Annotated in this window: 9 protein-coding genes; all 9 read left to right on the top strand. The window is 65.4% G+C overall.

What is annotated here, in order from left to right; all coding sequences use genetic code 11:
* Positions 1-149 precede the first annotated feature (149 nt).
* The 9 genes from G370_RS0109905 to G370_RS0109865 all read left to right on the top strand — a co-directional run bounded on the left by G370_RS0109905 (position 150) and on the right by G370_RS0109865 (position 13,109).
* Positions 150-449 carry a YciI family protein gene (locus G370_RS0109905; RefSeq protein ID WP_026347072.1) on the top strand — a complete coding sequence of 100 codons (300 nt, stop codon included), beginning with the start codon at positions 150-152 and terminating at the stop codon, positions 447-449.
* 20 nt (positions 450-469) lie between these two features.
* On the top strand, positions 470-721 hold the full coding sequence (locus tag G370_RS0109900; RefSeq protein WP_032955313.1) for a BolA family protein: 252 nt from the start codon (positions 470-472) through the stop codon (positions 719-721).
* Positions 722-870: 149 nt separating this feature from the next.
* On the top strand, positions 871-1,908 hold the full coding sequence (locus G370_RS0109895; protein WP_019660462.1) for a LacI family DNA-binding transcriptional regulator: 1,038 nt from the start codon (positions 871-873) through the stop codon (positions 1,906-1,908).
* 76 nt (positions 1,909-1,984) lie between these two features.
* Entirely contained in the window at positions 1,985-5,041 is a 3,057-nt protein-coding gene (locus G370_RS0109890) for a TonB-dependent receptor (RefSeq protein WP_019660461.1), read from the top strand.
* Between the two features lie 243 nt (positions 5,042-5,284).
* Positions 5,285-6,889 (top strand): glucoamylase family protein, encoded by a 1,605-nt coding sequence (locus G370_RS0109885; protein ID WP_019660460.1) that lies wholly within the window; start codon positions 5,285-5,287, stop codon positions 6,887-6,889.
* Entirely contained in the window at positions 6,858-8,234 is a 1,377-nt protein-coding gene (locus G370_RS0109880) for a sugar ABC transporter substrate-binding protein (RefSeq protein WP_194445152.1), read from the top strand. Before G370_RS0109885 ends, G370_RS0109880 begins: the two co-directional genes overlap by 32 nt.
* The gene (locus G370_RS0109875; protein WP_005410323.1) at positions 8,231-9,112 is read left to right on the top strand and encodes a carbohydrate ABC transporter permease; all 882 of its coding nucleotides are present in this window, start codon (positions 8,231-8,233) and stop codon (positions 9,110-9,112) included. The genes G370_RS0109880 and G370_RS0109875 overlap by 4 nt, the downstream gene beginning before the upstream one ends.
* A complete protein-coding gene (locus G370_RS0109870; RefSeq protein WP_019660458.1) occupies positions 9,109-9,945 on the top strand; it encodes a carbohydrate ABC transporter permease in 837 nt (278 codons plus the stop codon). Before G370_RS0109875 ends, G370_RS0109870 begins: the two co-directional genes overlap by 4 nt.
* On the top strand, positions 9,942-13,109 hold the full coding sequence (locus G370_RS0109865) for a discoidin domain-containing protein (RefSeq protein WP_019660457.1): 3,168 nt from the start codon (positions 9,942-9,944) through the stop codon (positions 13,107-13,109). Before G370_RS0109870 ends, G370_RS0109865 begins: the two co-directional genes overlap by 4 nt.

Here is a 13,109-nt window from a genome sequence, read left to right as displayed (position 1 = left end):
CGTTGGCCGCAAAACCGACGGGCTGCTGCATCCACCACGTGCAATGGAGTCTAGGGTAAGCCTTTGTCGCGCCAGTGTCCAGCCGGGCCGGGGCAGGGAGCGCATTGGCTAGAATCTGCGCACCCGACAAAGCAAGCGAGGAAATGCCGGTGTGGTATGTGATCGAAGGGTATGACGGCCAGGATGTGCTGGCGCAGCGGCTGCAGGCGCGGCCGGAACACCTGGCGCGCCTGCATGCGCTGCGCGACGAGGGGCGCCTGCTGCTGGCCGGGCCGTGCCCGGTGGTGGACAGTGAAGACCCGGGCCCGGCCGGCTTCAGTGGTTCGGTGGTGATTGCACAGTTCGAGTCGCTGCCGCAGGCCCAGGCCTGGGCCGATGCCGACCCGTACGTCGCCGCCGGCGTATACACCCATGTGCAGGTGCGGCCGTTCCGCAAGGTCCTGCCGTGAACGCGGAGCGGATCGAGCGGATGCGTGACGCACTGCAGCAGGCACTCGCGCCGAGCGTGCTCGAAATCGAAGACGACAGCCATCGTCACGCCGGTCATGCCGGTGCACGCGATGGCCGCGGCCATTTCAACGTGCATGTGGTCAGTGAGCGCTTCGCCGCGCTGGGTCCGCTGGCCCGGCACCGCGCGGTCTATGCCGCGCTGGGGTCGATGATGGAGACCGATATCCACGCGTTGTCCATCCGCGCGCAGACCCCGTCAGAACAGGGCTGAGCCCTTGTCCCACGCTGTCCTGGCGGGTCCTTCATGGGCCTCGCCACGGACAGGTTTTCATGTCCATTTCGGGACATTCGCCTAACGGACTGTTTACAAGCCCAGATGGAAACGCTTACATTCCGCGCCAATGCTGGTAGGTCCAAGCCGTGGAGGGCGGCTTCGTGAACAAGGCAGCTATCACAATCAAAGACGTCGCACGCGAAGCCCGGGTCTCTGTGGCCACGGTTTCCCGCGCGCTCAACGGGCATGAAAATGTCGCCGAACCGGTCCGCCAGCTTGTGCTGGAGGTGGCCGCACGGTTGCGTTACACCCCGCACGCCGCCGCCCGCAGCCTGAGCAGCCGCCGCACCAATACGGTGGGCGTGGTGCTGCCTGACCTGTACGGCGAATTCTTCTCCGAGTTGATGCGCGGCATCGACGGCGTGGCCCGCAACCGCCGCCAGCACCTGCTGGTGTCCAGCTACCACGGCGACCAGGAACAGCAGGGCGCGGCCCTGCGTGCCATGCGCGGCCGCGTCGACGGCCTGCTTGTGCTCTCGCCCTACGCCGAGAGCCCGGGCTTCCTGACCGACAACCTGCCGCAGTCGCTGCCGACGGTGTTGATCAATACCTATCTGCCCGGGCAGGACCACCCGGTGCTGAGCATCGATGACCACGCAGGTGCGATGGCGATGACCCGCCACCTGCTGGACGCCGGCCACCGTCGCATCGCTTTCATTTCTGGCCCGGATCTCAACTTCGACGCGCGCGAGCGCCTGCGCGGCTTCCGTGACGCGCTGGTGGCTTTTGGCGGTGGCGCCGAAGGCATCGAGTTGCCCGGTGATTTCGACGAAGCTTCCGGCCATCGTGCCGGTCAGGAGTTGCTGGCAGCCGGAGCGCTGCCCGATGCCGTATTCGCCGCCAACGACATGATGGCCCTGGGGTGCCTGTATGCATTCACCCAGGCCGGCGTCCGTGTGCCCGCCGATGTTGCCCTGGCGGGTTTCGATGACATTCCACTGGCGCGTTTCGTCCACCCGTCGCTGACCACCATGCAGGTCAGCATCGCCGAGCTCGGCGACCGGGCCATGACGCGTCTGATGCAGTTGATGGACGGCACCTCCACGGATGGGGCAGGGGACAAGCAGACCCTGGTTCCCCGCTTGATTGTTCGCGATTCCACCACTCCGCCATCCGGCCGTTGAAGCCAGAGGCGTTCCTTCTTTTTTGATTGATCGCAGGGACCGCGCAAGCGGTTACCGCCACCCGGAGATTGAGTTGATGATGCATACCACCTTCCGCATGCCGGCGCGCCGGCTGCTGAGCACCGCACTGGTCAGCTGCCTGATGCTGGCTGCCGCCCCCAACGTCATGGCGCAGTCGGCCAACGCCAGCCTGCGCGGCCAGGTTGCCGGCGCCCAGGCAGGCACCGAAGTGACCGCCACCAACGTGGCCACCGGTACCGTCCGCCGTGGCACCATCCGCGCCGACGGCAGCTACTCGCTGATGGGCCTGGATCCGGGCACCTACAACGTGGTCGCCAACGGCCAGACCCAGAAGGTCACCGTCACCGTGGCCTCGACCGCGACGCTGAACTTTGCCGGTGCCGCCAGCAGCACCCCGGGTTCGACCGCGGCCACCAACCTGGACACCGTCAACGTTGTTGCGCCGACCCTGCTGCAGGAAGTGCGCACCTCCGAAGTCGGCAAGACCGTCAGCCTGCAGCAGATCCAGACCACCCCGCAGGTATCGCGCAACTTCCTGGAGTTCGCCGACGCGGTGCCGGGCCTGATCTTCACCCGCGACGCCAAGGGCAACACCTCGCTGCGCGGCGGCGCCACCAATGCCGATGGCACCAACGTGTACATCGACGGCGTGGGCCAGAAGAGCTACGTCAAGGGCGGCGGCGTGGCCGGCCAGTCCGGCAGCGCCGGCAACCCGTTCCCGCAGCTGGCCATCGGCGAATACAAGGTCATCAGCGGCAACTACAAGGCCGAGTATGGCCAGGTGTCGAGCGCCGCGGTGACGGCTGCAACCAAGTCCGGCACCAATGAGTTCAAGGGTGAGGCGTTCTACCGCTACACCGATGAAGACATGCGTGCCAAGACCCCGGCCGAGCGCCAGGGTGGCAAGGAGAAGATGGTCTCGGCCGAGAAGGAATACGGCTTCGCCCTGGGCGGCCCGATCATCCAGGACAAGGCGCACTTCTTCGTGACCTACGAAGCCAAGCGCTTCGACCTGCCGGTCACCATCGCGCCGGATGGCGCGGTCACCGGCGCTGCCGGCCTGCTGCCGCCGGCCGGCGCCGCCGGCCTTGGCCCGGCCAGCCAGCCGTTCCAGCAGGACCTGATCTTCGGCAAGATCGACTTCGAGCCGACCGACAACGATCGCATCGAGCTGACCTTCCAGGACCGCGACGAAACCCAGTCGCAGTTCAGTGGCCAGACCTCGCCGGAAGCCGGCCGTGAAGTGGTCAACACCGACCGTCGTTACGCCCTGCGCTGGAACCACAGCGGTGAGCGCTACTACAACGAGTTGATGGTCACCCACGAAGACTCGTTCAACAACCCGACCCCGCTGACGCTGGCCAACGGCATCACCTACACCGCACCGGACGGCCCCGAAGACCGCACCATCGTGAAGATCGGTGGCGCCTCGGCACTGGATTCGCAGGTGAAGGGCCAGAAGGGCTGGTCGATCGAAGACAACCTGACCCTGGATGGCATCCAGTGGGCCGGTGACCACACCATCAAGATGGGCGTGAAGTACAAGGCGATCGATCTGTACGCATCCGATGCGGCACAGATCAACCCGACCTTCACCTACTCGCTGGGCGATCCGGACTTCCCCGATTCGATTCCGTACAAGGCGCAGTTCGTCAAGCCGGTGACCGGCGTGTCCGGCGTGTCCGGCGAAGTGCGTTCGAAGTCCAAGCAGTACGGCGTGTTCATCCAGGACGACTGGCAGGTCAACGACCACCTGCAGCTGAACATCGGCCTGCGCTGGGACTACGAAAAGACCCCGTCCTACCTGGACTTCGTGACCCCGCAGCAGGTGGTCGACGCCATCTATTCGCAGGATCCGCGCGCCCCCGCCGGCCAGACCTATGCCGATTCGCTGGCACTGGGCGGCCTGGACATCAGCGACTACATCAGCAACGGCCACAACCGCAAGGCATTCAAGGATGCCTGGCAGCCGCGCCTGGGCTTCTCGTATGACATCAATGCCGACGAGCAGCACGTGATCCACGGTGGTGCCGGCCGTTCCTACGACCGTGACCTGTTCGACAACCTGCAGCTGGAAACCACCAAGCTGGCCCTGCCGCAGCCGACCATCTACTTCCGCAACCCGGCCACTGGCGCCTGCATCAACGGCCAGGCCGCCTGCTATGACTGGAACCCGAACCTGCTCAACGGCATCGGCAACCTGCAGGCACTGGTCGGCGCGACCAGCAATGCCGGGCTGGAGGTTGACCTGCTGAACAACAAGCTGAAGGCGCCGTACTCCGATCAGTTCAGCCTGGGCATGAGCAACCAGATCGGCGACTGGCTGACCGATGCCACCATCGCTCGTACCCTGAGCTACGACGGCTTCGCCTTCACCCTGGGCAACCGCTACCCGACCGGCCAGTTCTTCGATGATCCGCGCCTGTGCGGCGGCACCTCCGCAGGCCTGAGCCAGGCCTGGAGCTGCAACGTGCCGGGCTTCGGCAGCCTGATCATCGGCCAGCAGGGCATCAAGACCCGCGCCACCCAGGTCCTGTTGTCGGCACAGAAGCCGTTCACCAAGGAAAGCGGCTGGGGCACCTCGATCGCCTATACCTGGACCACTGCGCGCCACAACCGCGACATCAACGAGAAGTACGCCTTTGATCGCGGCCTGATCGGTGACTACCCGACCATCCGCTCCAACGGCGCGCCGCGCCACCGCCTGGTGGTGACCGGTTCCTACGCGGGCTTCTGGGGCATCACTTTCGGCGGCAAGATCACCCTGGCCACCCCGACCGCCGTCAACGACTGGTACCCGGTGATGCAGGCCAGCGGCTACACCCTGCCGACTCCGCAGGCGGCCGTGCCCAACGCCACCGGCAAGTTCCTGGTGGGTGGCAAGATCTTCGGCTACCGTTCGGTCGACCTGCAGGCGACGAAGACGTTCAAGCTGGCGGGCAACACCGAACTGTACGCCCGCCTGGACATCATCAACGTGTTCAACTTCGACAACTTCTCCACCTACAACTACGTCAAGACCAACGGCAAGCTGCAGGCCAGCTACAACGAGACCGGCGACATCATCGGTACTCCGCGCCAGGTCAAGGCCGAAGTGGGCTTCCGCTTCTAAGCCCGGGCGGTGATGCATGACCCGATGCCGCCGGCTCGCTGGCGGCATCGGTGAAAACGGCAATGGCCGGCCCTGTGCCGGTCCATTGCCCACGCCGCTGCCGGCCAAGGGGCAGCGGCGTGGGCAATGATCGCGGTGTCAAGCCACGTTTTTCGTGGTTTTTTAAGAACGCACGTTGTAAACGATTTCAGATCATTGGACGTTATGCTTTCCCATCGATCAGACCACCGGAGGAACCGCGCCATGCAGGCACGCCATCTGTTGTCCGCCGCAGCGTTGAGCCTGGCCGTGGCCGCCTGCCAGCCGGCCCAGCAGGAACCTGCCAAGCCCCGCCCGCCGGTGATCCTGATCGAGGCCGACGCACCGCCGCGGCCGATGAAGCCGGAGCTTCCTCCGCTGTTCGATGACATCGAACGCCGCACCTTCCAGTTCTTCTGGGACACCACCAACGAAGTGAACGGCCTGACCCCGGACCGCTATCCGTCGCGGCCGTTCGCCAGCATCGCTTCGGTCGGCTTCGCACTGACCGCCTATCCGATCGGTATCGAGAACGGCTGGGTCAGCCGCAACCAAGCGATCGATCGGACGCTGACAACGCTGAAGTTCTTCCGCGATGTGCCGATGGGCCCGCAGCGCACCGGCAAGGCCGGCTACAAGGGCTTCTACTACCACTTCCTGGACATGCAGGAAGGCCGTCGCTACGACAGCTGGGTCGAACTGTCCTCGGTGGATACCGCACTGCTGATGATGGGCGTGCTGTTCGCGCAGTCGTACTACGACGGCGATGATCCGCGCGAGAAGGAGATCCGCCAGATCGCCGACACCTTGTACAAGAAGGTGGACTGGCCGTGGCTGCAGCAGCGTGCGCCGCTGATCTCGATGGGCTGGTTCCCCGAGAGCGGCTTCATCGACCACGACTGGATGGGCTACAACGAGGCGATGATGGTCTACATCCTTGCCCTGGGGTCGCCCACGCACCCGGTCAGCCCGGATGCGTGGACGGTGTGGACGCGCACCTACGACAACGACTGGGGTGTTTACCAGGGCCAGGAATACCTGTCCTTCGGCCCGCTGTTCGGCCACCAGTACAGCCACGTCTGGATCGACTTCCGCGATATCCAGGACGCATACATGCGCGAGCGCGGCAGCACTTATTTCCTCAACAGCCGCTCGGCTGCGCTGGCCCAGCGCGAATACGCCATCGCCAACCCGATGCAGTGGAAGGAGTATGGCGAGAATGTGTGGGGCCTGACCGCCAGCGATGGCCCGCAGAACACCACGCAGGAGTACCGCGGCGAGCAGCGCCAGTTCCGCCATTACTCCTCGCGCGGCGCTGGGCTGCGCGAGAATTTCGATGACGGCACCATTGCCCCGACTGCTGCGATCGCCTCGGTGGTGTTTGCGCCGGAGCAGGTGATCCCGGCCACGCTGGAAATGCACAAGCGCTACGGCGACTACATCTATTCCAGCTACGGCTTCCTGGATTCATTCAACCCCAGCTTCAACTACGACATCCCGATCAAGACCGGCCGCCTGGTGCCGGATCGCGGCTGGGTCGCCAGCGATTACATCGCCATCGACCAGGGACCGATCCTGACCATGATCGCCAACTACCGCAACGATTTCGTGTGGGAGGTGATGAAGAAGAACCCCTACATCCGCAAGGGACTGGAGCGGGCAGGGTTCAGCGGTGGCTGGCTGGCGCCGGAAGGCGCGTTCCAGCCGCTGGAGCTGCAGAAGGACGAAAAGGCCGCGGCGGCACGCGCGGTGGGTATCGCCGAATCACGCGCGGCTGCCGCGCAGGAACAGAAAAACAATGCCAACCGCAACACAGGGCAGGGGAAGTAACCCGGTGCCGAACTGGATCGACCGCCTGCGCCGCTGGGCGCTGCCCGCCCTGGCCGCTTTGGCCGTGGCCGGCTGCGCCCGCACCGAGCCTGGAACCACCACCGTGCGCTTCTGGGCGATGGGTCGCGAAGCCGAGGTGGTCAGCGAGCTGATCCACGAGTTCGAGGCCGAGAACCCCGGCATCAAGGTGGATGTGCAGAACATCCCGTGGACGGCAGCGCACGAGAAGCTGCTGACCGCGTTCGCTGCCGATGGCCTGCCGGATGTCTGCCAGCTCGGAAACACCTGGGTGCCCGAGTTCGCCGAGCTCGATGCGCTGACACCGCTGCAGCCGTTCGTCGATCACTCGGCGGTCGTTGATGAAAAGGACTACTTCCAGGGCATCTGGGATACCAACGTGATCCACGGCGAGCTGGTGGGCGTGCCGTGGTACGTCGATACACGCCTGATCTACTACCGCAAGGACCTGCTGGCCAAGGCCGGCTACGACCACCCGCCGCGTACCTGGGCCGAGTGGGACGAGCAGATGGCGGCGATCAAGCGCATGCAGGGGCCGAACCGCTATGCGGTGCTGATGCCGATCAATGAGTTCGAGCAGCAGTTGTCCTTGGCACTGCAGCAACCCGATCCGCTGCTGCGCGACGATGACACCCGCGGCAATTTCGCCAGCCCGGGGTTCCGCCGCACGCTGGCCTTCTACGCCAACATGTTCGAGCAGGGCTGGGCGCCGAAGATGTCCGAGACGCAGATCTCCAACGTCTGGGACGAGTTCTTCCGCGGCTTCAACGTGTTCTACATCTCCGGCCCCTGGAACATCCGCGAGTTCAAGAAGCTGCAGCCGAAGGAACTGGAAGGGCAGTGGGGCACCGCGGCGCTACCGGGTCCGGACGGCCCCGGCGCCGGCATCGCCGGTGGTACCAGCCTGGTGATCTTCCGCAAGTCGCAGCAGAAGGAAGCGTCGTGGAAGCTGATCGAGTTCCTGTCGCGGCCGCAGATCCAGGCGCGTTTCCATTCGATCATCGGCGATCTGCCGCCGCGCCGCAGTACCTGGAACGCACCGTCGCTGGCCAACGATCCGCTGGCAGCGGCATTCCGTGACCAGCTGGAGCGGGTCAAGCCGACGCCGAAGGTGCTCGAATGGGAGCGCATCGTGCAGGAAATGCGCATCGTCACCGAGAAGGTGGTGCGCGGTGGCCTGCCGCAGGACAAGGCCGTGGAAGAACTGGACCAGCGCGTGGACAAGGTGCTGGCCAAGCGCCGCTGGATGCATGAACAACAACGCCTGCAGCAGCGCGCACCGTCGTCGCAGTCCAGCAGTGCCGTAGCCGCCGGGAGCGCGCAATGAAACGTACTTCGCTTGCCGGCTGGATCTTCGCCGGGCCCTCGTTGATCGTGCTGGGCGTGTTCTTCGGCCTGCCGGTGGCTTCGGCGCTGGCGCTGAGCGTGACCGACTTCGACCTGTATGCCCTGGCTGACAGCAGCAACCTGCGGTTTGTCGGCCTCGGCAACTACATCGACCTGCTGCAGACACCGATGTTCTGGAAGTCGCTGTGGAACACCACCTACTTCGTGCTGATCGGGGTGCCATTGTCGATCGGCGTGTCGCTGGGCGCGGCGATGCTGCTCAACGCGCCGGCCGCGCGCTTCAAGGCGCTGTTCCGCACCGCGCTGTTCGCGCCGGTGGTGACCACGCTGGTGGCGGTGGCGGTGATCTGGCGTTACCTGTTCCACACCAGCTACGGCCTGGTGAACTACGGCCTGGGCCACCTGGGCATCAGCCCGATCGACTGGCTGGGCGATCCCAACTGGGCGATGCCGACCATCATGCTGTTCGCGGTGTGGAAGAACTTCGGCTACAACATGGTGATCTTCCTGGCCGGCCTGCAGGCGATCCCGCATGACCTGTACGAGGCTGCGCGCATCGACGGCGCCTCGCGCTGGAAGCAGTTCCTGCACATCACCCTGCCGATGCTCGGCCCGGTGCTGCTGGTGGTCGGGGTGATCACCGTGTCCGGCTACTTCCAGCTGTTCGCCGAGCCGTATGTCATGACCCGCGGCGACCCGCTGCAGAGCACCGTTAGCGTGCTGTATTTCATGTTCGAGGAAGGCTTCAAGTGGTGGAACCTGGGACGCGCCTCCGCGGTGGCGTTCCTGCTGTTCCTGATCATCCTGGCGGTGACCACCGTGATGCTGCGTTTCGGCCGCAAGAGGCAGTTGGTATGAGTCGTGAAATCGGCCAGTCGCGCTGGTACCCGTGGATGATCAATGGCGCGTTGCTGGTGCTGGCCCTGGTCAGCCTGGCACCGCTGCTGTGGATGCTCTCGGTCTCGTTCATGCCGCAGGGCGAGGCCAGCCATTTCCCGCCGCCGCTGCTGCCTTCGAGCATCACCACGCACAACTACCATGAGTTGTTCGCGCGTACCGGCATGGGTGGCAACTTCGCCAACAGCCTGCTCGTCTCGCTGGCGATCACCTTTGGCTCGCTGTTGCTCAACACCATGGCCGGCTATGCGTTCGCCAAGCTCAACTTCGTCGGGCGCGAGCGCCTGTTCCAGGTGCTGATGGCGGCGCTGGTGATTCCAGCGCAGGTGGCGATGCTGCCGCTGTTCCTGCTGATGAAGCAGCTGGGCCTGGTCAACAGCTTCGGCGGCGTGATCGTGCCGGCGCTGGCCAGCGTGTTCGGCATCTTCCTGGTGCGCCAGTACGCGCGTTCGATTCCGGACGAATTGCTGGAAGCGGCCCGTATCGACGGGGCAGGGGAGCTGCGCATCTTCTTCCAGATCGTGCTGCCGATGCTCAAGCCGGTGCTGGTGACCCTGGCGATCTTCACCTTCATGGGCGCATGGAACGATTTCATGTGGCCGCTGATCGTGTTGACCGATCAGGAGCACTACACTTTGCCGGTGGCGCTGGCCACCCTCTCGCGCGAGCACATCATGGACGTGGAAATGATGATGGCCGGCGCGGTGGTCACCGTGGTCCCGGTGCTGGCGCTGTTCCTGGTGCTGCAGCGGTACTACATCCAAGGTCTGTTGCTGGGGAGCGTCAAGGGATGAAGCGAGCGATCGCCGTTGGACTGGGCCTGCTGTGGACCTCCCTGGCGATCGCCGCGCCACCGGCGCTGCCGGCACCGAAGGTGCTGGACGACTTCGACGACGTCGCGGCCTGGAAGCTGGTGTTGTCCGACCAGGTCAGCGGTTCGCTGCGCCCGGTCAGTGGCGCTGGCGGCGGCCGCGCGCTGTGCCTGGACTATGACTTCCACGATGTCTCCGGCTACGTCGGCATCCGCCGCGCGCTGAACATCGAATACCCGGTCAATTACCGTTTCGGCTTCCAGTTGCGCGGTGATTCACCGGGCAACGACCTGCAGTTCAAGTTGATCGATGCCAGCGGTGACAACGTCTGGTGGGTCAATCGTCCCGGCTACAGTTTCCCCAAGGGCTGGACGCCGGTCGAGTACCGCCGCCGCCAGATCGACAAGGCGTGGGGTCCCTCGCCCGAGAAGGAGATGGCGCGCAGCGCCGCCGTCGAGTTCACGATCTACAGCAAGGTCGGCGGCCGCGGCACCGTATGCTTCGACAGGCTGACCCTGCAGGGGCTGCCACCGCAGGATGATTCGGCGCTGGTGCCGTCGGTGATTGCCGATACCGCCACCGCGCTGCAGGACCGCATGATCGACGGCAAGAGCGATACGTTCTGGATCAGCGGTGGCGTCAAGCAGCAGACCATCAGCCTGGACCTGCACAAGAGCCGCGAGATCGGCGGTGTCGTGATCGATTGGCTGCCGAACCTGGAAGCCAATCGCTACACCGTGCGGACGTCCGAGGATGGCCGGGATTGGCGCATCGTGCGCGAAGTGACCAGCGGTGCCGGTGGCCGCGACTGGCTTGCCCTGCCGGATACCGACGCGCGCTACGTGCGTTTCGATCTGCGCGATGGCCCGAACTGGCGCTATGGCATCCGTGACATCGCACTCAAGCCGCTGGCGTTCGCCGCCACGCCCAATGCCTTCCTGTCCTCGGTAGCCGCCGATCTGCCGCGCGGTTCGTTGCCGCGCGCGTATGTGGGCGAACAGCCCTACTGGACCCTGCTCGGCCTCGATGGTGGCCAGGAGCAGGCGCTGATCAGCGAAGATGGCGCGCTGGAGCCGGCCAAGGGCAGCTTCAGCATCGAGCCGTTCATCCGCCTGGACGGCAAGCTGCTGGACTGGTCGAAAGTGGCTATCACCCAGTCGCTGCAGGATCACTACCTGCCGATCGCCACCGTCGACTGGGTGCATGAGAAGGCCGGACTCTCGGTGACCGGTTTCGTGCAGGGCACGCCCGAGCGTGCGCAGCTGATCGGCCGCTACCGGCTGAGCAATCCGGACAAGGTCGCGCACGAATACACCCTGGCACTGGCGATACGGCCGTGGCAGGTCAATCCGCCCACCCAGTTCCTTAATACCGTCGGAGGCTTCAGCCGGATTGATGCCCTGGATGTAGGTGAGCAGCTGGTTCGGGTCAACGGTGAGCCGCGGATCTATCCGCTGCAGGTACCGGACGCGCGCTTTGCCAGTACGTTCGATGGCAAGCTCGATGCGATGCATCTGGAAAGCGGCACGTACCCGGCGACCACGGCGGTGAAGGACAGCACCGGCATGGCGTCGGGTGCGCTGGTGTACACGATCAGGCTGGAGCCCGGGCAGAACCGTGAGGTGGCGGTGGTGCTGCCACAGACCGGTGGCTGGGCGCCGCAGGCGCTGGATGTGGCCAAGGCGCAGGCGCAGGTGGCCGAGCAATGGCGGAAGAAGCTGGGCGTGGTTTCGCTGCAGGTGCCTGCTGCAGGCCAGCCACTGGTCGACACCCTGCGCACGGCGGTGGCGCACATGCTGATCTCGCGTGTCGGACCGCGCCTGCAGCCGGGCACGCGGTCGTATGCGCGCAGCTGGATCCGCGACGGCGCGATGATCTCCGAGGGCCTGCTGCGCATGGGGCGCAGTGATGCGGTGCGCGATTACATCAACTGGTATGCGCCGTACCAGTTCGAAAACGGCAAGGTGCCGTGCTGCGTCGACGCGCGCGGCAGCGACCCGGTGCCGGAGAACGACAGCCATGGCGAGTTGATCTACAGCATCGCCGAGTATGGGCGCTACACCGGCGACAGCACGTTCACCGAGCTGATGTGGCCGCACGTGCAGGGCGCCTACAACTACATGGAGCAGCTGCGCGCCAGCGAGCGCACCGAGGAAAACCGCGCGCGCAACCCGGCGTTCTACGGGATGATGCCGGCCTCGATCAGCCATGAAGGCTATTCGGCCAAGCCGATGCATTCCTACTGGGACAACTTCTGGGCGCTGCGCGGCTACAAGGACGCGGCGCTGCTGGCGACCCAGCTGGGCAAGGTCGAGGCGATGCAGATCGCCGAATCGCGCGACCAGTTCCGTGCTGACCTGCAGGCCTCGCTGCTGTCGGCGATGCAGCAGCACAACATCGATTACCTGCCGGGCTCGGCCGAGCTGGGCGACTTCGACGCGACCTCCACCACGATCGCGCTTGCCCCCGGCGGCGAGCAGGGCCGGCTGCCGCAGCAGGCGCTGGAGGCGACCTTCGAGCGCTACTGGAACGAGTTCGTTGCCCGTCGCGATGGCAAGCGCGAGTGGAAGGATTACACCCCGTACGAATGGCGCAACGTGGCAGCGTTCGTGCGCCTGGGCTGGCGCGACCGCGCCTGGCAGGCCACCGAGTTCTTCTTCAGGGACCGCGCGCCACAGGCCTGGAACCAGTGGGCCGAAGTGGTCTCGCGCACGCCGCGCAAGCCGTTCTTCGTCGGTGACCTGCCGCACGCCTGGGTGGCTTCGGACTTCGTGCGCTCTGCGTTGGACATGTTCGCTTACAACCGTGATCTGGACGATGCGCTGGTACTGGCCGCTGGCGTGCCGACCGCGTGGCTGCAGGGCGAGGGCATTGCCGTGCAGGGCCTGCGCACGCCGCAGGGGCAGTTGAACTACCGCCTGCAGCGCAGCGACAAGCAGCTGGTGCTGGAGGTGCAACCGGGCCTGGTGCCGCCGGTCGGTGGTGTGGTGCTGCCGTGGCCGTATGCTGGCGACCCGGGCGAGGCGAGCATCAACGGTGAAGCGGCCCAGTGGATCAACAGAGAACTGCACGTGCACCAGCTGCCGGCGCGGATCGAGATCGACGTGCCGAGCGCAGTGCGCCGCGCCGAACGCAAGGGGCAGTAA

It is taken from the genome of Stenotrophomonas hibiscicola ATCC 19867, from assembly GCF_000382065.1.
GTDB classification, from domain to species: domain Bacteria; phylum Pseudomonadota; class Gammaproteobacteria; order Xanthomonadales; family Xanthomonadaceae; genus Stenotrophomonas; species Stenotrophomonas hibiscicola.
This window is presented reverse-complemented; position numbering and strand designations above follow the sequence as displayed.

What these genes read in the sequence shown, in the direction of transcription:
- G370_RS0109900 (WP_032955313.1), top strand. Translation starts at nt 470, where the DNA reads ATGCGTGACGCACTGCAGCAGGCACTCGCGCCGAGCGTGCTCGAAATC.
- G370_RS0109880 (WP_194445152.1), top strand. Translation starts at nt 6,858, where the DNA reads ATGCCAACCGCAACACAGGGCAGGGGAAGTAACCCGGTGCCGAACTGG.
- G370_RS0109870 (WP_019660458.1), top strand. Translation starts at nt 9,109, where the DNA reads ATGAGTCGTGAAATCGGCCAGTCGCGCTGGTACCCGTGGATGATCAAT.
- G370_RS0109865 (WP_019660457.1), top strand. Translation starts at nt 9,942, where the DNA reads ATGAAGCGAGCGATCGCCGTTGGACTGGGCCTGCTGTGGACCTCCCTG.
- G370_RS0109875 (WP_005410323.1), top strand. Translation starts at nt 8,231, where the DNA reads ATGAAACGTACTTCGCTTGCCGGCTGGATCTTCGCCGGGCCCTCGTTG.
- G370_RS0109890 (WP_019660461.1), top strand. Translation starts at nt 1,985, where the DNA reads ATGATGCATACCACCTTCCGCATGCCGGCGCGCCGGCTGCTGAGCACC.
- G370_RS0109885 (WP_019660460.1), top strand. Translation starts at nt 5,285, where the DNA reads ATGCAGGCACGCCATCTGTTGTCCGCCGCAGCGTTGAGCCTGGCCGTG.